18 protein-coding genes are annotated in these 20,995 nt (G+C 44.1%); 8 read left to right on the plus strand and 10 right to left on the minus strand.

All coding sequences use genetic code 11. From position 1 onward, the window contains the following. On the minus strand, positions 1-3,618 hold a 3,618-nt coding region (locus ACTUJY_RS18855), incomplete at its 3' end, for an FG-GAP-like repeat-containing protein (protein ID WP_463617687.1). A 366-nt stretch (positions 3,619-3,984) separates the two neighbouring features. Here ACTUJY_RS18855 and ACTUJY_RS18860 point away from each other — a divergent pair. Beyond that, on the plus strand, positions 3,985-4,191 hold the full coding sequence (locus tag ACTUJY_RS18860) for a hypothetical protein (RefSeq protein ID WP_463617688.1): 207 nt from the start codon (positions 3,985-3,987) through the stop codon (positions 4,189-4,191). On the opposite strand, the gene ACTUJY_RS18865 is transcribed toward ACTUJY_RS18860, so the two are convergent. Beyond that, positions 4,110-4,439 (minus strand): DUF5017 domain-containing protein, encoded by a 330-nt coding sequence (locus tag ACTUJY_RS18865; RefSeq protein WP_463617738.1) that lies wholly within the window; start codon positions 4,437-4,439, stop codon positions 4,110-4,112. The two genes, ACTUJY_RS18860 and ACTUJY_RS18865, sit on opposite strands and share 82 nt — an antisense overlap. Positions 4,440-4,678: 239 nt before the next feature. Here ACTUJY_RS18865 and ACTUJY_RS18870 point away from each other — a divergent pair, with 239 nt between their 5' ends. The 5 genes from ACTUJY_RS18870 (at position 4,679) to rfbD (ending at position 8,864) form a co-directional block, all read left to right on the plus strand. Next, positions 4,679-5,317, plus strand: a complete 639-nt coding sequence (locus ACTUJY_RS18870) for a hypothetical protein (RefSeq protein ID WP_463617689.1) — start codon at positions 4,679-4,681, stop codon at positions 5,315-5,317. A gap of 202 nt (positions 5,318-5,519) precedes the next feature. Beyond that, positions 5,520-6,578, plus strand: a complete 1,059-nt coding sequence (rfbB, locus tag ACTUJY_RS18875; protein ID WP_463617690.1) for a dTDP-glucose 4,6-dehydratase — start codon at positions 5,520-5,522, stop codon at positions 6,576-6,578. Between the two features lie 2 nt (positions 6,579-6,580). Continuing rightward, the gene (gene rfbA / locus ACTUJY_RS18880) at positions 6,581-7,462 is read left to right on the plus strand and encodes a glucose-1-phosphate thymidylyltransferase RfbA (protein WP_463617691.1); all 882 of its coding nucleotides are present in this window, start codon (positions 6,581-6,583) and stop codon (positions 7,460-7,462) included. Further along, positions 7,459-7,995, plus strand: coding sequence for a dTDP-4-dehydrorhamnose 3,5-epimerase (rfbC, locus tag ACTUJY_RS18885; RefSeq protein ID WP_463617692.1), 537 nt, complete (start codon positions 7,459-7,461; stop codon positions 7,993-7,995). The genes rfbA and rfbC overlap by 4 nt, the downstream gene beginning before the upstream one ends. Next, positions 7,992-8,864, plus strand: a complete 873-nt coding sequence (gene rfbD, locus ACTUJY_RS18890; protein ID WP_463617693.1) for a dTDP-4-dehydrorhamnose reductase — start codon at positions 7,992-7,994, stop codon at positions 8,862-8,864. The genes rfbC and rfbD overlap by 4 nt, the downstream gene beginning before the upstream one ends. 11 nt (positions 8,865-8,875) lie before the next feature. Here the strand turns inward: rfbD and ACTUJY_RS18895 are convergent, their stop codons facing one another. From ACTUJY_RS18895 to ACTUJY_RS18905, 3 genes are all read right to left on the minus strand, one after another. Then, positions 8,876-10,186, minus strand: coding sequence for an ABC transporter substrate-binding protein (locus ACTUJY_RS18895; protein WP_463617694.1), 1,311 nt, complete (start codon positions 10,184-10,186; stop codon positions 8,876-8,878). A gap of 141 nt (positions 10,187-10,327) precedes the next feature. Beyond that, positions 10,328-11,710 (minus strand): pectin acetylesterase-family hydrolase, encoded by a 1,383-nt coding sequence (locus ACTUJY_RS18900; protein WP_463617695.1) that lies wholly within the window; start codon positions 11,708-11,710, stop codon positions 10,328-10,330. A 517-nt stretch (positions 11,711-12,227) separates the two neighbouring features. After that, positions 12,228-12,893, minus strand: coding sequence for an energy-coupling factor ABC transporter permease (locus tag ACTUJY_RS18905; protein ID WP_463617696.1), 666 nt, complete (start codon positions 12,891-12,893; stop codon positions 12,228-12,230). A 262-nt stretch (positions 12,894-13,155) separates the two neighbouring features. Between ACTUJY_RS18905 and ACTUJY_RS18910 the strand changes: the two genes are divergently transcribed. Both ACTUJY_RS18910 and ACTUJY_RS18915 read left to right on the plus strand, forming a co-directional pair. Next, complete coding sequence (locus tag ACTUJY_RS18910) at positions 13,156-13,719, plus strand: opioid growth factor receptor-related protein (protein ID WP_463617697.1); 564 nt, start codon at positions 13,156-13,158, stop codon at positions 13,717-13,719. A gap of 74 nt (positions 13,720-13,793) precedes the next feature. Then, positions 13,794-14,966, plus strand: a complete 1,173-nt coding sequence (locus tag ACTUJY_RS18915; protein WP_463617698.1) for an HD-GYP domain-containing protein — start codon at positions 13,794-13,796, stop codon at positions 14,964-14,966. 33 nt (positions 14,967-14,999) lie between these two features. Here the strand turns inward: ACTUJY_RS18915 and ACTUJY_RS18920 are convergent, their stop codons facing one another. The 5 genes from ACTUJY_RS18920 to zwf are packed head-to-tail and all read right to left on the minus strand — an operon-like array spanning position 15,000 to position 20,759. Further along, on the minus strand, positions 15,000-15,635 hold the full coding sequence (locus ACTUJY_RS18920; RefSeq protein WP_463617699.1) for a bifunctional 4-hydroxy-2-oxoglutarate aldolase/2-dehydro-3-deoxy-phosphogluconate aldolase: 636 nt from the start codon (positions 15,633-15,635) through the stop codon (positions 15,000-15,002). A gap of 30 nt (positions 15,636-15,665) precedes the next feature. Beyond that, on the minus strand, positions 15,666-16,613 hold the full coding sequence (gene glk / locus ACTUJY_RS18925) for a glucokinase (protein WP_463617700.1): 948 nt from the start codon (positions 16,611-16,613) through the stop codon (positions 15,666-15,668). A gap of 35 nt (positions 16,614-16,648) precedes the next feature. Continuing rightward, positions 16,649-18,481 carry a phosphogluconate dehydratase gene (gene edd / locus ACTUJY_RS18930; protein WP_463617701.1) on the minus strand — a complete coding sequence of 611 codons (1,833 nt, stop codon included), beginning with the start codon at positions 18,479-18,481 and terminating at the stop codon, positions 16,649-16,651. Positions 18,482-18,524: 43 nt separating this feature from the next. Next, positions 18,525-19,235 carry a 6-phosphogluconolactonase gene (gene pgl / locus ACTUJY_RS18935; protein ID WP_463617702.1) on the minus strand — a complete coding sequence of 237 codons (711 nt, stop codon included), beginning with the start codon at positions 19,233-19,235 and terminating at the stop codon, positions 18,525-18,527. Positions 19,236-19,268: 33 nt separating this feature from the next. Then, entirely contained in the window at positions 19,269-20,759 is a 1,491-nt protein-coding gene (zwf, locus tag ACTUJY_RS18940; RefSeq protein WP_463617703.1) for a glucose-6-phosphate dehydrogenase, read from the minus strand. Between the last annotated feature and the right edge of the window lie 236 nt (positions 20,760-20,995).

Genomic DNA, 20,995 nt, shown 5'->3' on the forward strand with positions numbered 1-20,995 from the left:
CACCACACCAAAGCCGGTATCCACTTGGCTACTCGATTCGAGCACATTGCCGTAATGGTCGGTACTGAGCACGTTGCTTTTGCTGTACTGCGTTTGGCTGCGGGTTTCCAAATCGTACTGCCAACTTTCGGTTTGACTTGGATACACCCAGGTGACATCGCTGTTGCCACTGACGGTGTGTTGGCTGGTGTAGGCGTAACGTGTTTTGGTCAAAGGATTGATGGCACAGGTGTCATTACCGTCACTGATTAAACAAGTGCGTGCTTCTAAGACTTGCCCGGCCAACGGAAAGGTTTGATGAAAGTCCGTCACACTGCGTGTGCCATCGGGACTGTCGACAATAATACTGTGAAAGCCCTGAAAGCCTCGACCTTGCACATGATGACGTGCGTCTCGGTACTGATATTTGGTGGTATTCTCACCACCGATACCGTTGGACTGCTTAAACGCGCTGACTACCGTCATGGTATTACTGAAATTGAAGTATGGCGGATTAGCGCCACTGCGACTGGTGAGCACATACAGTGCTCGGCCATCGGCGTGCGGTTGCGTTAATGGTTGGTACGTCCATTCGCTGGTTACATTGAAGCCATTGGTGACCTGGGTAAGGCTATCGGTGTTTTGATAAGCGAACTGATAAACGAATAAATCGTGAGGCGTTTCTGTGTTGGTGCGTGTGCCATCGTCTTCGTAACCGACCCCTGTCACAAGTTCTTTCACACCATCACCGTTAATATCCAGCAGTTTGGTGTTTTGCAAAGCGGCGACCATTTCGCTGCTGCCAATGTTGGCCACTTCAAAACTCAAGCTGCCGTTATGAAAACGCGTTAAATGAATTTCGTATTTCCAGGTATCGTATTTGTGCGGAATGCGATCGCCGCCCATGCCGCCGTCTTCGCTCGCCATCGGATCAATAGGACACACCACACCGGGCGGCAAGTCGGTTTGACACATCGCCCAAGCACGACGATTGACGGGCACTATCCAATCGTTAATGCCATCACCATCGTAATCCACCTGGCGAATGCGATTGGCAAGCGATTGTTCTTTGCGCGCTTCTTCGTTGTGTATTTTTCGGTAAACCGGCTCCGCAATGTTGGTATCCACACCGGTTGCTAAACTGCCATTGCCTTGGTTCAGAAACAGCTTCCAGGTGTAATGGGTTGATGTGGATTGGTACGACAAAACCAGTAAATCTTGTAAGCCATCGCCATTTACATCCATCCATTGCTGCATCCCTGGACGATAGTTGCGCTTTACCAGCGACAGTGCCACCGACAGTTGAGTAAAACTGTGATCGGCGTTTTGTCGATACCAAACCACACTTGTGCTGTAAGCGCCAAGGCGGACCAAATCCAAACGGCCGTCGCCATTGAAATCCATCACTTGAAACTCAGTGGCACTAGCGTTAGCGGCCGACATAACGTTGCCATTGACCAAATTGAATTGAGGGGCACTCGGATTGCCATTGTGCAAATAAAGCTTGAAATACAAGTTTTTATCACCGCCGCTACAATTCACAATGGGCGTTCCGGAGTTGTCCGGGTTGGGCGGTAAGTCACTTTGTGTACAAGCGTAACGATTAGGCACCAAGAAGTCGGTGTAACCATCACCGTTAAAGTCGCCCGTATGCCCTTGACAAAAAACAAACGTACCGTATGCATCGCGCGTGTTGTAACAGGTTGCATCAATGCCCGTGTTGAACACTTCAATAACCTGGTTGTTTTCCCAACCGAACAGCACCAGTTCGCCATTATTGTTGGCTCGAATGAATTCGGCTTTACCATCGAGGTTGTAATCAACGTATTGGTTGCCAAACTGTGCGGTCAGTGCCATGCCACCGTTATTGCTATTGTTGGTGGTAGGCGTAACCCATTGGCCTACGGAAGTGATAAAAAACTTCCCGTCTCGGTGCATGTCCAAACCACCGTCACCGTCCAAGTCTTTGCTTTGGTCGAGCGACCAAAAACTGAATTCACCGGCGCTTTTATCGCTACCGTATTGGCCATTCAGTGTTCCAACGGTGTGTTGGTTGCTGTTTAACTTGCTGAACGCACGCGCCGATTCCTGCCAATCGAATTCCGTTTTCGGCAAACAGGTTTCGGTGCCGGTAACGTATGAGCACTCCTGCACGCTGCGCAGCACACTGCGACCCGTGGCATTACTGACCGAACCGTACTCCAATTCGTAACGGCGTAAGCGATCACTGGTATTAACGAAAGTTTCAATGGCTTTTAAGCGCTGGGTGCTTTCGGTTTTTCCTCCAGCCAAAAATGCCACACTGGCATCGGGACGGGTTTCGTATGTGAAGCTGACTTTGCGATTACCACGCACACTGGTACCGGTGTAATCAATGTTGCTCAATAACCACTCGCCTTCACCGTACTGGCTGTAATCAAAGTGAATGGTGTTGCCCGAGGGGTCTTCAACTTTATCCAAAGCCCAACGAAGTACTTCATTGCGACCGCCCGCTTTATGCCGTGCGTCACTGCTCCCGTAATGGTAAGTGCGTCCGTTTTTAAACTGTGCAACGAAATAGCTCGACGTTGAGTTGATGCTGTAGGTTTGTGTCACTTTAACAAAGCTGTCGAGCTCGGTGCGATACACTGCACCACTCTGTCCGTAAGTACCACTAACCACCATCAATCGCTGACCGTCCAAACACAATCGGTCGTCGCTGGCGGAATAAGTCACTGTTAAACTTTTCCCATCTTGCGCCACGGTTTGCCCACAACGATGGATGGATGAAGTGCTGGCGTTTAAACTCCAACCGACTCCGGCAATGCCATTACCACTGCGCGAAGAATAACTGAGGGAAACCGCCGGCTGCATGCCCGCTCTTCCTGGCGCAATCGCAATCGGAATGGAGTAAGTGGCAGCACCACCGGAAACGCCAGCGCCACCTTCGAGTGCACCAACAGTAGCATCGTGGTTGGGAATGGAGTCGCTTGGCAATGTGGCATCAGGGATTAGGCTGCCCGCATCAATGGTCACCGTCACACGCAAATAGCTGCTGTACGCCGAACACATCGCATCCGAACCGTTACAAGCACGCACGCGATAATCGTAAGTACCACTGGTTTTATTACTGAACGCCATGCTGGTCGTGCTGTGCTTGCTGGAAATCTGCACCCAAGCACCGGAATTTTTACGCTCTTGCACGCTGTAGTAAGTCACGGTGCCGGCCGGTTTACTCCAAGAAACCGTGTAATTGCCGCTGCTACTGCTGGAAGGTCCGGTGGGTTTAACAGGCGTATTCGGCGACGATGCCACCGTCACCACATTGCTCGGTGATGACATGCTGCACTCAAGTCCACGGAAGGGACTGAGGTTACACGCCTCTATTTTATAGAGGTAGCTAGCATCAACCCGGTCGGTTACCGTAAACGAGCTGCTTTTATCCGAACGCGCTTCAACAAACGCGTAACTGCCCCCATTTTTGCTTTCGTATAAGCGATACATGTAAGCATTCGAACGCGTGTACGTAATGGTGTAGGTGCCATCGGCATCCGTAGCCGGCCCTTTTACATTCGTCGCAGGATAAGGCGCAGCGGCCGATAAAGTGGTAGCAAAAAACGCGGCCAAAAACAGACCGAGCGCAGATAAAATGCGGTGCATGACAAACCCCTGAAAAATCGGTGTGATACTTTTTTTGTTTGCGAAGTGTTTTTATTGGCGCAAACGGTTATTCATTTGGTGTCCCTGTAAAGCAACAACTCCCTATTGAGACCGCGCGAAGTATCGCAAAAGTGGAAAGTTGGCTCAAGTGAGAAATGTCTCAAATGACACTCATACATTCACCATTATAGGTAAATATTCACATGCGAGATACATCAAAAATCAAACGGAATAATACGCTGTTTTAAGAAACTTTTAACTTCGAGTTCCACTCAATGGGATACACCAATGTTCTTAAACGATCGGCCACTTATTTTGGTGTCATTTGTTTTTCAAGACGAGCGCCGTGATAGCGATCATTCATAAATGGACATTCATTCAGAGTTAAATAAAGAGCGTGAAGCTTTTAAGTTCCAATTTAAAAAACAAGAGTCCTTTAAAAACAAAAAAGCCACTCTCATTAGAGTGGCTTTTTGTAGTGAATGCAATACTTACACTCGTCGACGTCCGATTGCTAATCCAGTTAATCCTAGCAATACAAACCATCCCATTGACCCACTGCTGGCCGGTTGAACGGTATAAGGCACGTCCGATAATCCATCATCTTTTTCAACGATTCGAACGTACTCTAAACGCCAAGTCGGTGCACCGTCATCCGAACTGGCGTATTGAAAAGCAACGGTAATGTTTCCACCAATAAAGTCGGTAATATCAACTTCACCAGACTCTTTCCATTCGCGATTTCCTTCCGACCAAGCCGCTCGATTGGAAATATCAGTCCAAGTAGCTGCACTTACATCACCCGCATAATCAGTCGAAATTAAATGAAATTAAACCATGGACAGGACACCCTTACTTCAATCGTATTGCCCCAAAGATTAGTGCAAGTGTATGGGCGTTAAAATGTTAAGCCACCTTATTACCGAGCGATCACTAAGCAACGCTCAAAACTCTACCACTATCTCATCACCTTATAACCAATCATTCGCATTTATGCCTTGCTTGTAATTTCCGTTCAAACTTCATACAGTAAGACCATTCGACATAAAAGGAGAAAGGCATGCGTTTATTACTCGCTTTAGTGGCCCTGTTGGCAGTTATCGCTGGTTTGGTCTTACTGGTAAATCGTCAGAATACAGTCGAACAAAACGTATCTCATAAACCTTCAAGCCAAAGTACGGACTATATTAAGACAATTAGCGAGCCTGTCTTGAACCAAAAAGAATCGTTTTCGCAGCAACAAATTGCTGCTGCCGAAGCCTATTTCGACCAACTCGAAAATAGCCACCGTATCAAGCAACAGATTAAACAAATGGATGAACTGGATGACGAAGAGCGACAACAAAAAGCCAATGATTTGCTTAAAGAAGTGACCAGTCTCGAACAAGAAAAGATGATAAACAATGCGGAGTCGTTGTTTTTAAAACTCAGCGTAATGCGCTTTTTAATGGATGAGTACGAATACAAAAAGTACGCAGAGCAAGAAATTGGTCAACACAAGCAAGCCGTGGACATAGCATGGCAAAATTACCAGGAAAATCGCGATCCACAGTTTCTTGATTACAAACAACGAGAAAAAGAGCTGGTCCAACGTATTTTACAAATGACGGAGTTTCCCGATGGCTTAACACGTGATCAGTATTTGAGACAAGAAATCGAAAAGTTAAAGCGTGAAGCTTATCGATTGGATAACGGGTAAGAGGTTCGAGGTTCGAGGTTCGAGGTTCGATAAGATTTTGAATTCGTAACGCAACTCGAAACCGCTTTTATCATTTCGTTCCCCGCTCCCAGCTCCTCGCTCCTTTCTTTCCCAGCCACCTCTTGTCACCAATATCAAATCCCCTTACCATTTAGCCCAAATCTAACGCATTTAACCCTTTCTTATCCGTTTCGGAGTTCCAATGAAAATACTCATCACCGGTGGTGCAGGTTTTATCGGCAGTGCAGTTGTTCGATTAGTACTCGAAAATACCCATGATCAGGTCGTTAATGTCGATAAGTTGACCTACGCCGGTAACCTGGACTCTCTCCCCGGCTGTACCGAAAACCCTCGCTACGCATTTGAGCAAGTCGATATTTGCGATGCGTCGGAACTCAACCGTGTGTTTAATGAACACCAGCCAGATGCCGTCATGCACTTGGCCGCCGAAAGTCACGTCGATCGCTCTATTGATGGGCCAGATACCTTTATCCAAACCAATTTAGTCGGTACCTTCACCTTGCTGGAAGCGGCTCGCAAGTTTTGGAGTAACCTTTCTCCAAGTAAGAAAGAAACTTTCCGCTTTCATCACATCAGCACCGACGAAGTATACGGCGATCTAGAAGGTACAACCGATTTGTTTACAGAACAAACCCCTTACGCGCCCAGCTCACCCTACTCCGCGTCTAAAGCCGGCTCCGACCATCTTGTACGCGCTTGGGGACGGACCTACGATTTACCCATCTTAATGACGAATTGCTCCAACAACTATGGCCCCTATCATTTCCCAGAAAAACTGATCCCACATATGATTTTAAATGCCCTCTCGGCTAAACCTCTTCCTGTATATGGTGATGGAAGCCAAATTCGCGATTGGTTGTATGTGGATGACCATGCACGCGCACTTTATAAAGTGGTGACCGAAGGTAAAGTTGGCGAAACCTATAATATCGGTGGGCATAATGAAAAAAAGAACTTGGAAGTGGTGCAACTTATTTGTGATTTACTAGAAGAATTAGCACCAGAAAAACCTCAAGGCATTTCGCAATACCAAGACTTGATAACGTTTGTAAACGATCGTCCTGGGCACGATTTACGTTACGCGATCGACGCCAGTAAAATAGAGCGCGAATTGGGCTGGCGACCACAAGAAAGTTTTGAATCTGGTATTCGAAAAACCGTGCAATGGTATTTGCAAAATCAAAGTTGGTGGCAGCGAGTTCTCTCTGGAGACTATCAACTGCAACGTATAGGAGCATAACCATGAAAAAATACAAAGGGATTGTGCTAGCGGGCGGTTCTGGTACACGTTTACACCCTATTACTCAGGGTTCTTCGAAACAGTTGCTGCCCATTTACGATAAACCCATGGTTTATTATCCTTTGTCCGTTTTAATGCTGGCAGGCATTCAGGATATTCTGGTGATATCCACACCGGAAGATATGCAAGGTTATCAACGACTATTGGGCGATGGCAGCCAGTTTGGCCTTAGCATTTCTTATACCGTTCAACAAAACCCCGACGGTTTAGCACAAGCCTTTTTACTCGGTGAAGACTTTATCGGTAACGATAATGTGTCTTTGGTGTTAGGCGATAATATTTTTTATGGTCAGCATTTTACCGATAAATTAAAAGCCGCAGTGGCTCGTGAAAGTGGAGCGACAATATTTGGCTATCATGTGAATGATCCGGAACGTTTTGGCGTGGTTGAGTTTGATGAACAACAAAAAGCAATCAGCATTGAAGAAAAGCCAGCCAATCCCAAATCGAATTACGCCGTGACTGGTTTGTACTTTTATGACAACGACGTGATTGACATTGCACACATTATTAAACCATCAGCGCGTGGAGAGCTGGAAATCACCGACGTGAATAAAACGTACCTTAAACGTGGTGATTTAAATGTGTCTTTATTAGGTCGCGGTTTTGCCTGGCTCGATACCGGCACTCACGATTCGTTATTGGAAGCCGGTCACTTTGTACAAACCATTGAGCACCGACAAGGCCTAAAAGTCGCCTGTTTAGAAGAAATAGCCTATCGAAATGGCTGGATCACTCAAGAGCAATTATTGAAACAGGCCGAAGCATTAGAAAAAACCGGCTACGGACAATACCTGCAAAAAGTTGCGGAGGGCTACCGATGAAAATCATCGAAACCCCATTAAAAGATTGTGTGCTCATCGAGCCGAAAGTGTTCGGTGATGACCGTGGTTTCTTTTTAGAAAGTTTTCAGGAAAAACGCTATCAAGACATGGTAGGAATTGAGCAACCGTTTGTGCAAGACAATCACTCACGTTCCTCTAAAGGTGTTTTACGCGGATTGCATTTTCAGCACAAAAAACCACAAGGCAAATTAGTGCGAGTGGTACGAGGCGAAGTACTCGATGTTGTGGTGGATGTGAGAAAAGACTCTCCTTCTTTTGGGCAATGGTACAGTGCTGTCTTGTCTGAACAGAATAAACAGCAACTGTGGGTTCCCCCGGGTTTTGCACACGGTTTTGTTGTGTTGTCGAATAGCGCCGACTTTGAATACAAATGTACCGATTACTACGATCCCAGCGATGAAGGCGGCATTATATGGAATGACAAAACCTTAAACATTAACTGGCAAGTACAAAACCCTATTTTATCCGACAAAGATCAAAAATTAGCGAGTTTTAAAGAGCAATTTTTATGAGAGTATTAATTACCGGCAGTAAAGGACAACTGGGGCGTTGTCTCATCGATCAACTTCAAAACACCCCGTTCGAATACTTAGCAACCGATCGCGAAGAGCTCGATATTATCGATGAACAAGCGGTTGACGCTTTTTTCCGTTCTACAGACATCAACTTAGTGATAAATGCTGCCGCTTATACCGCTGTCGATAAAGCCGAATCCGATAAACAACTTGCTTATCAAGTGAATGTTCAGGGACCGAAAAATCTTGCTAACGCATGTGAGCAACAAAAAATACCTTTGATTCATATTTCTACCGACTATGTTTTCGATGGTGAAGCCAATGAGCCCTATTGCGAAAACGCCGCGGTTAGCCCACAGTCGGTTTATGGCCACTCCAAACAGGAAGGAGAGCAAGCAGTTCAAAGCACATGCTCACAGAGTATGATTATTCGAACCGCTTGGGTGTTCAGCGAATACGGCTCAAACTTTTTAAAAACCATGATGCGGCTGGCGCAAGATCGCGACCAACTGTCGGTTGTGAATGATCAAATTGGATGCCCGACTTACGCTGGAGATTTAGCCAAAGCACTACGGGTCATTATTGAAAAAGTTCAGCAAGGGAAACAATTACAAGGCATTTATCACTTTTGCGGCAACTCATCTTGCAGTTGGTACGATTTTGCAAAAGAAATATTCGCTCAAGCTAGGCATAAAAAATTACTGGACAAAACGTTAAACGTCAACAAAATATCTACCAAACAATACCCCACTCCGGCTAAACGCCCAGCGTACTCCGTACTCAGTAATGCGAAAATTGAAAAAGAGTTTGGCATTAAAGGTTCAGACTGGAAACAAGCAATTGGCAAGGTATTGGAAAAGCTTTAAGTATTTTTCGCCTATAAACGTTGCCGACATTCCGCTGTTTTATCCGGCTCTGGCCCAACATACTTGGTGCTGATGTTAGCCAGTAAGTTATCCCCCTTGTTGTCGAAACGAATTTTTCCACTGGCGCCTTGATAACTGAGTTGATTGTGTTTAATCAATAGTGCTTTAATTTGATGGTAATCTTGAATGCCAATGATGTGGCCATCACCGGTTAAGCTTTCCATGGCTTGTTTAAAATCGAGGTTTAATTCCATCATTAACGTATTGGCCATTGCAAACAATATGACAGAGTCATAAACGTAAGCCGCATCATACCCGCTTACTTGAACATCAAACAGCTCAGACAGCTTTTTATTTAATTCGCTATCGTTTGATGCCTCTGATATTAAAACTTCTATACAACGAGAAACACGATTTGCTTTAGATGATTCGATTTGATGCGGCTTCACATTATCTCCCGTTAGCAGTAATGGCAATGAACCTCGCCATTGTTTTTCAAGCTTTTCAATAAATGGAATTATAATGTTAGCACGCACACTTAAAACGATAGACTGCGGTTCAAATCGTTTCATTTTTTCTAACTCAGAACCAATTTCAAGAGCATCGATATTGATGAATGAACTGTAATTCACTTCTTCCAACTTTGCCGTAGGCAATTGTTGTCGGATACCTGCTGCAATTTCCTGGCTGTAAGGATCTCTACCATTAATCAGATAAACACGCTTATCTCGGTTTCGTTTTTTAATTTGATCAACAATCATGGCGACTTGTTGTCGATTGCTGGCAACTAAACGCCAAAAAAGCGCATTGTCCGATAAATCACTTAATTGATTTGCCGAAGCGGCATAAGTAATCAGTGGTACGCGATTTGGAATTGCCGCTTGCTGCATTACGGCTTTCACACTGTCCGATGTTCCTGGCCCAATGATGCCTTTCACATTGAATTTATCAATTAATACGTTCGCGAAACGAGCAGAAGCATCCGATGATGACTCGTTATCGGCACGAATAATGACAAGTGGCCGACCACTGATGCCGCCATTATGATTCACCCAGTCGGCGGCAAAGTCGGCCGCAGTAATTAATTGTGCGCTATAGCGAGGCAAACTACTGACAGGGATAATCATTCCAAAGTGTATTGAACGTTTCGAAATTTTGTTCTTATCGGATTGAAAAATGCCAATACCTTGATATTCGCGATCGGTAGGGATAGCCAACAGCTCATTTAAACTGAGCGACAACAGCTCTTCTTCTGAAATAGCATTCAGCAGGTTACAGGTAAAGATTAAAAATACTGTCGTTATTCGTTTTATTCTGACCATAGCACGCTAGCTTAATTCAGGTCAGTTATTTACTCAATGAATGAGTTAACGAATTTCAAAGAAAGTGAATAATCGTTACGAACGATAATGACAAAAAAGGCCCTCTCGGGCCTATTTTGTTTTGTTGGATATGATTGTTAACTAAAGAATTTGACTGAGCAGCCAGTATAAGAAATTAAAGCCTTTCTGGTAGTCCGAAACCGTATCTTGTTCACTGGCTTGCATCACGGGTCCTGAGCCTTCCATCACATTGTTTACAAAATGATCCAGCTCTAATCCTCTCTCTTGAATATCGGCGTTTGCAAACTCAATAATGCTGGTGCAATGGCTCTCATTAACATCACGGAAATAAGGCAAGTAGTAGCCAAAGTTTTGGTATGTGCTCAGTTCCTGCATTAGGTTTTGCGTATCTTGATGCCATCGGTCATGAATCATTTGATGCCTTGCAGCTTGATCAGGCTCATTGTTAATTTCATCATAAAACCGTTCATAAGAGTAAGATGAATAGTTCAAATCCTGCCAGAACTGAGTGTGACCCATTCGATCGTTGTAATACTTTTCCGCCAATCCACGGTATAACGTGCCCATATTATTCAAGTCAAAGCCAGGAAGGCGCTGATGAAGAAAAGGTAACGGTCCTTCATCGAGACCCCACGCCGATCGAATATGATTGTGCAAGCGCAGCGAAGGATAGGCTTCGTCAGAGGCTCCGACAGGCGCCGGATACACTGGACCTGAGTCATTGATCATGTAACCGTATCGTGGGTTGATATCACCACGTAGACCTTCGTAATTGGTGAGTGATCCCGTGCCTCCCGCAGAACAACCGGTTACCAGCATTTGAGTCGGTTTTTGCAAATTATCTTTTACCCAAGAAACCACCGCACGCATATTTCTTAAGCCGTTATGGTGCCAAACCAAGGGTTCGTTTTCGCCTTTAGGGTCTTCATAAATTGCCACTTTATCGCCACTGTATATATCGCCAGTACAGTAAGGCACATAAACCATATTCCAGTTTTGCGACTTTGTGTAGGTCCAAGGGTGCAGTCGGAACACAAACGGACTTACCAAGCTCGCTGATGGATTCATAAGACTCATGTAATCATCAGGAATCCCATTAGGGTTTCGTGCACCTCGAATACCTGATTGACCGCTACAGCTTGCATAATCCCAACAAGCACCACCACCCTCCAAATAAAATATCGTGTTACTCGTATGCGCGACACGATTTACAAAAAACTTGTACGGTGAACCGTCACCACAAAGTGCGCCAGTTTCAGGGTGCAATTGAACCGTTTGCCATTGTAAATACGCACCTGCGCTAAACTCATCGTCAAATCCCGATGGGCTGGAAAGCAGAGGATAAGGCCCAGTCCGTTGTTCAGCCGTCACCGGATGATCGGCACTCGGCGGAGAAAATAAGTGTTTCAATGTTTTCCAAAAACCGTAATCACCCGGTTCGGCGTAGATTGATAAACTGAATAGTGAGATAAGCGTTGCCCACAACCATTTTTTCGCGTGCATTTTGGTCCTCCAGAGCATTTCGTAGTTATTAGCGTTATGACGAAACTGCGGGCAGACGACACTTAGAAAACGCTTTATAAAGTATCGTTTCTGCATTCGTACGGGGTTTATAACCAATCAACTTGGAAATAATGAATGGAGTCTAGAAAGCAGTGATAAGAAAAAACAGGGGACATTATTCAACAGGATCGTTAAGTTTTTGCAAAAAATGTCCTTTTTATTACTTGTACCTTGTTACCAGTTACCGTTCTCATTCTGAGAACTATAGCGTTTTAAACAGACGCTTAATTGAGCAGCCTAATTCCGACTTACCAAGCTTTTGATCTAATGGAGTTATTTATACAAGTAACTCAATAAGTTATGACATTTCAAACAAGAGATGCCTTTTTGAAAGCGTCTAATTTGCATGCTCTTAAACCGAAACGATTTAAAGCCATTCAGTCACTCATTAAAAAATTATTGCGCTTTGATTGATTAATTTGCGCACAGCAACATGTTCAGTGTGCTCAATCATCGATTAACGCGATAAAAAGTAGTCTTCATCAAACGTTTTCATCCAATCGGGAAAAAACACCGTTATCGACGAAACAATAACACCGTTTAAAAAAGCCTCTGGAAACATCGCTAACAATATCCATTCAACTTTCAATTGGCCAACAAATTGCGATAACGCAAGCTCATTAAGCCATGCGACACCTCCTGTACCCACTAAAATTAAAGGAATAGTTAAAGCCGCTCCTAAAAACCCTAACCCCAGCGTGTAAAAAAATAAATTCGCCGGGTTACGTTTTCTCATCCGGTAATTCAAATACACAATAAAATAGGCAGGAAGTACGCCGTTGAGCCACCAGTGGACACCCCAGCCCCAAATAGAGTGCTCTGATAAAACTAAAAAAGCGACGTTAGCAATTGCTGCAACAATAACCGACAATCGAAAACCCACCATTAAAGCAACACTCGTCATCAGCAAAGGGTGAATTGTCAGCGCTGGTGAGACCAAAAAACTCATCATCCAAAAACCAGTGAGTACAAGGGTACTTCCTGCCAGTAAATGCTGTCTTAAAGGCACTTCAAGCACTTGTGACCATGGCGCTTTTATCACGACGAAAAGGCAAAATAAGAACGCAGATAGATTACTGAATACAAGAAACCAAGAGTGTAATAGCTCTGCAGACAACAGCATAATAAACCGCTCTGTTCAATGATTACGATGAAACGCTTCTTACCGCAAAGAATAACGTATATAGCGCCACTGCAGGCGTATTCCTAAGAAAACATAAGTTGCAGCAAACTCAATTCATTCCAATCGCAATTTGGAATCATCAGCGCCAATTATCTCATGGATTTCAGCTTATCGGGTATTTTAACCGCTAACCCTGCTATCGCTGCCAGTGCAAAGACAATTCGGTTAACCTCGACGAATTATCTGCTTTAAGGCACAAACGATGACAATCAGTAACCAGTGGATTGATTTTTATCGGCACAAAGCCAACGATCATCGGAATCGCTCGTTAGTGGACATTTGGACCATGACGTTTGACGAGCTGGAAAGCGAACACGATTATATACAGTGGCTGTTTCCCTTACCGGAGCCTAGCCCAGTGAATCCGGCAGCCCCTATTCTCACAAATGAGACGCTTGCTGAAGTCCATCAGTCCGCAGACGTTCAACAAAACTTGCTACGCTCATTTGATACCATTGCTGCGTTTTGGGGGTTTGGTCGAAATCAATCCGAAGAACTTATCCGATCCGGCCAGTTCGGCATTCAAAGTAAAAAGTGGTGTTGTCAATACAACCACAACCAACTGCGTATCACTCGAATGTTAAGGTGTTTATCATTAACAAGACACATTGACTTAGCAAGGCGAACTTGTGAGTTTTTACTGTCCGAAATTAATGCATCAGGAAAAAGTTTCAGTGATGTGCCTTCTACTGCTTATTGGATGGATGCTGTAGAAGACAGCGAAACGTTGGAAATAACCATGGATGATATTGCACTTCCAGAATAAGTGACAAAACGGTATTTACCGCGTCTTAACGGTTTTTGTGCTACTTTTATACAGTAGTATTTCCGACCTGCTCAATGAGCGGCATACTGATAAATCACTTTCGCAATCGTATGACAACAATTACCTGCCCTGAGTTTACAGAGCTCGAGCCCGACATCATTGCGGAGTTTAATGGGTGTCTTCAAGAAAACATCATTGAATTGGAACTCTGCCTTAATAAACTCGACGACGATGAAGATCCCGATCTGGTTCATGAATTATTTCGTGCTATGCACTCTCTCAAAGGCAACTGCCGAATGGTGTTACTAACACCGTTTGTCGATGTCACACACGAGCTTGAAGAAATCGTCGCAGAAATGCGCGACGGACAACGCCATTATCATCACTTGTATGGCAGCTTTTTTATGATTGTCATCGAGAAAATGGAATCCATGATCAAACAACTGGCTCAAACCGGTCAGTGCAGTAAAGATGAACTGGATGGGTTAAGAAAACACATTGTTTCGGTTCTTAACGCCAAGCCTGGAGAAGCTACCGATGAACTATCCACGGTAGAAAATACACTTACGCTACTGATTAACCAAAAAGAACAAGCCGAAGTTAGCACCACCGAAAAGCCTAAAAAAACAAAAGCCAAAACCCCTAAGCCCTCACGGAGCTCCAATAAAAAAGAAGAAGACTTAAACTTTTTTAGAAAGCTAGCCTTTCAAATGGACGAAATCAATATTTACCGGCAGGGCAGAACAGAAGAAGAGCTTAATTTATGTTTAAAAACCAATGAGGAAATAGGCAGTCCAGTGAATGCTGAACAATTGATGGCGGCCGTTTATTTACACGACATTGGTATGTTATTTGTTCCAGCAAATATTACGAGTAAAAAAGACAAACTCACCCACGATGAACTCAAAATCATTCGTAACCACGTTTATGTGGGCGCTCAATTGCTACGCAGAATTGAAGGTTGGGATGAAGCTGCAACAATGATCGAACAACACCACGAAAGTTATGATGGTAAGGGTTATCCTTGCGGGTTAGCAGGCAATGAAATCGTAACTGGTGCAAAAATCATCGCGCTATCGGACACCTACTGTGCAGTAACCAAAGAGCGCAGTGATCGTTCCTATAAAAAATCGCTTTTTAGCGCCGCAACACTCATTAACAGTCAAAGCGGAAAACAGTTTGATCCCGACTTGGTTGAAGTGTTTAACGATGTGATAAGAAGTTTATTTATTTTACCCAATCAATAACGTCTACGAAAAAAGCCAATAAAGTAACATCTATTACTTAATGCTATTCACCGCAGCACGTGCAAGCTTTTCAATATCGTCCCAACGCTCTGCCTCTATAAAATCATTGGGTGCCACCCAAGTGCCACCGACACACTCCACATTTGGTAAACTTAAATACTCTGTAAAGTTAGCCGCTGAAATGCCACCAGTAGGACAAAATCGAATGGATTCAAATGGGCCAAAAAATGATTTTAAAGCGGCGATGCCGCCTGACGTTTCTGCAGGAAAAAACTTGAAATTATGATAACCAAACTCTATACCCGTCATAATTTGCGAAGCATTTGCCACACCGGGTAATAATGGAACTTTATGGTGTTGGGCATTTGCCAGCAGTTGTGGTGTAATGCCAGGGCTCACGGCAAATGATACGTTGCGTTTATCCAACTCTTTTAGCTGACTTTCGTTAATAACGGTACCGGCTCCTACAATAGCGCCTTCTACTTCGCCCTGAATTCGTTCAATGGCTGCCAGTGCTACATCGGAGCGTAAGGTAATTTCTAAAACGTTAAGCCCGCCTTTTACTAACGCCTTTGCTAACGGTACTGCTTTCGATAAATCTTTAATCACTAAGACGGGAACCACGGGGGCTTGTCGCATAATATGACGAATGGTTTGATGTCGATTCACAGTCTACTCACTCAAATTAAACAATTTAACTTATAGGTTTTTTAAATAGGCAGCTGCGCCTAGTAAACCCGGTTGGTCATGGGTAACTATTGCTGTGGGGATTTTTCGCAAATAGCGTTGATAATTCAGTTTGTTTTCAAAACGTTTTCGAAAGTCACTTTGTTTTATCCACTTAGAGAATCGAGGTGCAATACCACCACCGATATACACACCACCCACCGCACCAAACGTCAGAGCAAAGTCGCCTGCTATGCTTCCTAATATGGAAAAAAACTGTTGTAACGACTGCACTGCCATTTCATCTTCGCTTGCGGTTGCATTAGCAATACTTTCTGCGTCAGAAAATTGCGCTGTTTTTTGGTAAAAGCTACAAACCGCCCGATAAATATTCACCAGGCCTCGACCCGATAAAACTTCTTCGCAAGAGACCAGTGTTAATTCGTTGCGTAAAAACTGAAGTATATAATCTTCAATTTCGTTTTCTGGAGAAAAACTTCGATGTCCACCTTCGGTACTCAACACGAGAGTTTTACCTTGGTAAGACAACATGCCCGCAACACCCAGCCCTGTGCCTGGACCAATAATGCATCGTTGTTTTTCCGTATTAAATTGGCGATGTTCCGACAGATGAAAAAGGTCATTTTCATCGATTGCAGTTGTCGCCATTGCTGCTGCAGTAAAATCATTAATCGCGACGAGTCGTTTCACACCAAGCTGATTCGTTAATTGAGTTTTAGAGAACTGCCAATGATTGTTTGTTAATTTGACAGCATCAGCCTCTACTGGACACGCCAAAGCCAAACAAGCCTCATCGACTTGAGCTTCAACTTGTGCTAAATAATGATTAATGGCTTGTAAAGGTGAACCAAAGCTCTCGCATTGCAACGATTGCACTTGCATTAACTGAGTCGAGTAATTTTCGATAAGCGCAAAGCGAGCATTTGTTCCACCAATATCGGCGACCAGTTGTAAAGACATATTAATTATCCAAACATAAACATCATTAAATACAATTACTCAACGAAATCACAAAAACGAAATATGGAGGCCCCCTGCTCTGCACCAGAAACCTGCGCTCGCATTAACTGAAACATTTCGCGCCCCATTCCAAAGTGATGCGCCTTTTGAAGCTCAATTGCAGGCTTTCGACTGGTAAGTTCATGCTCATCCACCAGCAATTGTAAATCACCTGTTTCAGCGTCAAGTCGAAGTAGATCCCCATCCTTTACCTTTGCAATTACCCCGCCGTCTGCGGCTTCAGGTGTTAAATGAATGGCGGCCGGGACTTTACCAGAAGCGCCAGACATTCGACCGTCAGTAACCAATGCAACATTGAGCCCTTTGTCTTGCAAAATCGCTAAATAAGGCGTGAGCTTATGCAGTTCTGGCATACCAATCGCTTTTGGTCCCTGAAATCGAACAACCGCAATCGTATCTTCGGTGATTTCGCCTTTTTGGCAGGCTTCGACTAAATCGTGTTGGCTGTGAAACACTCTCGCAGGCGCTTCAACAATTCGATGCGATTGCAGAACCGCCGATGTTTTGATGACGCTTCTGCCCAGATTGCCGGTTAAAATTTGTAAGCCACCTTCCGGCTGAAAAGGGTCATTCGCTGGCCGTAATACGTCGAGATCTTTGGAACGATTTTCACCGCGTTTGAAAACCAATGCATTGTTTTCAATAAACGGCTCCTCAACATAGGAACTGATGGTATTGCCGTACACGGATCGTGCATCACCATGCATTAATCCAGCACCTAAAAGTTCGCTGATAATAAATGCCATTCCACCCGCTGCATGAAAATGGTTCACATCCGCTTTACCGTTCGGATATACCCTCGCCAATAAAGGAACAACTTTCGATAAATCAGAAAAATCATCCCAATTAATTTGAATACCTGCCGCTTGAGCTATCGCAATCAAATGCATGGTGTGATTAGTTGAACCACCCGTAGCCAGCAGCCCAACTATACCGTTTACAATGGCTTTTTCATCAATCACTTCTGCAATAGGGAGATAATGACGGTCCAGTGCGGTAAGTTGCGTCACACGAACTGAGGCATATTCCGTTAAATATTGGCGCAACGGTGAATCAGGATTAACAAAAGAGCTGCCAGGTAAATGCAACCCCATTATTTCCATGAGCATTTGGTTGCTATTCGCCGTTCCATAAAAAGTGCATGTTCCGGCAGAATGATACGAGTTACTTTCAGCGTTTAACAATTCTTCGCGACTCACTTTGCCTTCTGCATAAAGCTTTCGAACACGAGCTTTTTCGTCATTGGTGATGCCTGAATGCATCGGACCTGCCGGAATAAAAATTCCAGGCAAATGCCCAAAGCGCAATGCAGCGATCACCAGGCCCGGCACGATTTTGTCGCATATGCCAAGATAAAGCGCGGCATCAAACATATTGTGTGAAAGTGCGATAGCGGCTGCTTGCGCAATAAGATCACGACTGAACAAGCTCAGCTCCATGCCATCTTGGCCTTGCGTCACCCCATCGCACATCGCTGGTACGCCTCCCGCAAATTGAGCCGTTGCCCCTACCGAGTGAACGGCATCTTTAATGATTTGCGGATAGGTCAAGTAAGGTTGATGCGCCGAGAGCATATCGTTGTAAGCTGAAACAATCGCAACATTTGGCGATTCCATACCTCGCAAAATTTCTTTATCTTTGGCTCCGCAAGCTGCATAACCATGCGCCAAATTGCCGCAAGATAAAACGGTACGATGCGGTTTCTTCTGTTTGGCTCTTTCCATTTGAGCTAAGTAATCACCACGCGATTTTTTGCTGCGCTCAGCGATGCGTTTAGTCACTTGATGCAAGGTATTGTTTAACGTCATGGGTACATCTCAATAGTTATTTCGGCACCAACTCTAAAGTCGACTACGGCGCCCAATAAATTTGTAAGCGTGGCGAATCATTACGTAAAAAGTACCGAACCGGCATTAACAACTCATCACCTTGATGTTCTGCTTTACCTAATGTTTTTAGTTTGTCAGCACCAAACAACAACAAATAAATATTCCGAGAAGCGAGTAACCGATTTAATGTTAAGGTTAAGCGAGGGTGTGGTGCCATTTTTGGGTACGTCACTGCGGTAAAGTTGGGGTTATCTCTTGCAACGGCTTGCTCGGTTTCTTTTGCACAAGGAAACAACGAAGCAGTATGACCATCATTACCCATTCCTAATACAACCGCATCCAGAGGTCCGTTAATTTTCTCTTTCAACTCTTTTTCTAACATGCGCTGGTTTTCTTCTGGCGACGAGGTCACATGAAAAAAGGGAACAAACTGACAATCTTCTGCCTTATTCATTAGTAATGAATCCTTCAGTGCTCGTTCATTACTGGCTTCGTCGGTTGGAGGAACCCAACGCTCATCAACCAATGAAACTAAAACGTTGTGCCAAGGTAAATCCGCTTGCGACAATTGGCGATACATCGCCATCGGGGTTGAGCCACCGGAACACCACAGTGAAGCGTGATCGTTTTGCTGCAAACCCTCTTTTAAATTTTCTGCAATTTTTGCTGACAATGCCGTATTCGCTTCTTCACGACTGTCGAAGTAATGCAAACCTGAAAGTTCTACGTTCATGGTCAATCGGTCCTCGTATGTACTCTGTGAGTTTTAATTATCATCGTCCCGATTGTTAAACCATTTTCTGCCGTCTTTGGCAAGCAGTTGATCGGCTGCGTCTGGTCCCATAGAGCCGGCAGGGTAAAACTCGACCGGAACATCGTACTCCTCCCAGCCTGCGAGAATGGTGTCGGTCCAGCGCCAGGCTTCTTCAACTTCATACCGCGACATAAACAATGTTGCATCGCCAATAATTGAATCGTATAAAAGTCGCTCATAGCCTTTTGGGATATCAGCAGGGTCATACTGATCATGAAAACTCAAATTGAGCGCATCCGACACCAAGTTAAGCGCGCCCGACAAGCTTGGCTCCTGATTCATAAGCATCAGTTTGATGCTGTCTTTCGGTTGCAACCGAATGATTAAGCGATTTGCTTGCGTAGGTAACTTGAAAATGGAATGGTGAATATCTTTAAACTGAATATCTATTTCTGCATATCGGCTGGCAAGTCGTTTTCCGGTTCGTAAATAGAAAGGCACACCAGACCAACGCCAATTATCAATATCCACTTTTAATGCAACAAAAGACTCGGTATCACTGGGTGTTGGATTGTCACCTTCTTTATTGTAAGCAGGCACATTGTTACCATCGACCACACCGCTGCTGTATTGCCCACGCACCGAGTTGTATCGCGTTTTCTTTCCTTCAATGGCACGTAAAGAACGAAATACTTTTATTTTTTCGTGCTTTAAAGCTTCCGGTGTTAAATGTGTGGGGGGCTCCATGGCAATCAGCGCCAACAATTGCAACAGATGATTTTGCACCATGTCTCGTAACGCGCCGACTTTGTCATAAAAACTTTTTCGATTACCCACACCAACCGTTTCGGAAACCGTAATTTGCACGTGGTCAATAAAGTTGTGATTCCAAAGCGGCTCGAACATTACATTCGCAAACCGCAACGCAAGCAGGTTTTGTACTGCACTTTTTCCCATGTAGTGATCAATGCGATAAATGTTTTTTTCATCAAAAATCGCCGCCACCTGATCATTGATCTCAATAGACGACTCCAAGTTGTAACCAATGGGCTTTTCAATCACCAATCTTGATTTTTCATTCACCAGGCCAGCCTGTTTCAGGTGATCACAAATCGGCACAAATAAGCCAGGAGGCGTTGCCAAGTAATAGATATTACAGAGACGTTCCGAGTGTTCACCCAAATGACTTTTTAAAACTTGAAAGTCATCGGGTTTACTCGCATCCACTGATAAAAAGGAAAGTCGCGACAAAAACCGTTCAACAATTTGCGGGGCATCATCAGGATTGGAAGTGGCGTTTTCTCGTAACCCTTCCAGTGCTTCTTTTCGAAAGGTCTCATTGGAAAGTTGAGTACGTGAACATCCTACAATTTTTAGCTCATCGGCCAACAACGACTTACGCTCAAGGTTATAAAGAGCCGGTAGCAGTTTACGGTAAGATAAATCACCATTACCGCCGAAAAGGACCAGGTTACAAGCTTTTTCGTGTATGGAAAATGTCATAATATGAAACTTTATTACATATTTTCACTGAGTAGAGTCACTATTATACGGTTAAAATGTACAATAACAACGAAATAATTGTTAATTTTGCGCCAAAACGGAAAGAAAGTGACAGTCCACCAAGGATTTCATGTAATTTTATTACACAAATAAATTATTATTGATAAAAAATAACATAAATATGAAACTGACTTTCTTAAAAAGGCGGTTGTTGTTATAGTTTTAATACTTTAAAA

It is taken from the genome of Pleionea sp. WD8-19 (assembly GCF_055326765.1).

Coding starts and splice junctions, on each gene's coding strand:
- ACTUJY_RS18860 (WP_463617688.1), top strand. CDS start 3,985: ATGGACATTCATTCAGAGTTAAATAAAGAGCGTGAAGCTTTTAAGTTC.
- ACTUJY_RS18870 (WP_463617689.1), top strand. CDS start 4,679: ATGCGTTTATTACTCGCTTTAGTGGCCCTGTTGGCAGTTATCGCTGGT.
- rfbB (WP_463617690.1), top strand. CDS start 5,520: ATGAAAATACTCATCACCGGTGGTGCAGGTTTTATCGGCAGTGCAGTT.
- rfbA (WP_463617691.1), top strand. CDS start 6,581: ATGAAAAAATACAAAGGGATTGTGCTAGCGGGCGGTTCTGGTACACGT.
- rfbC (WP_463617692.1), top strand. CDS start 7,459: ATGAAAATCATCGAAACCCCATTAAAAGATTGTGTGCTCATCGAGCCG.
- rfbD (WP_463617693.1), top strand. CDS start 7,992: ATGAGAGTATTAATTACCGGCAGTAAAGGACAACTGGGGCGTTGTCTC.
- ACTUJY_RS18895 (WP_463617694.1), bottom strand. CDS start 10,186: ATGGTCAGAATAAAACGAATAACGACAGTATTTTTAATCTTTACCTGT.
- ACTUJY_RS18900 (WP_463617695.1), bottom strand. CDS start 11,710: ATGCACGCGAAAAAATGGTTGTGGGCAACGCTTATCTCACTATTCAGT.
- ACTUJY_RS18905 (WP_463617696.1), bottom strand. CDS start 12,893: ATGCTGTTGTCTGCAGAGCTATTACACTCTTGGTTTCTTGTATTCAGT.
- ACTUJY_RS18910 (WP_463617697.1), top strand. CDS start 13,156: ATGACAATCAGTAACCAGTGGATTGATTTTTATCGGCACAAAGCCAAC.
- ACTUJY_RS18915 (WP_463617698.1), top strand. CDS start 13,794: ATGAGCGGCATACTGATAAATCACTTTCGCAATCGTATGACAACAATT.
- glk (WP_463617700.1), bottom strand. CDS start 16,613: ATGTCTTTACAACTGGTCGCCGATATTGGTGGAACAAATGCTCGCTTT.
- edd (WP_463617701.1), bottom strand. CDS start 18,481: ATGACGTTAAACAATACCTTGCATCAAGTGACTAAACGCATCGCTGAG.
- pgl (WP_463617702.1), bottom strand. CDS start 19,235: ATGAACGTAGAACTTTCAGGTTTGCATTACTTCGACAGTCGTGAAGAA.
- zwf (WP_463617703.1), bottom strand. CDS start 20,759: ATGACATTTTCCATACACGAAAAAGCTTGTAACCTGGTCCTTTTCGGC.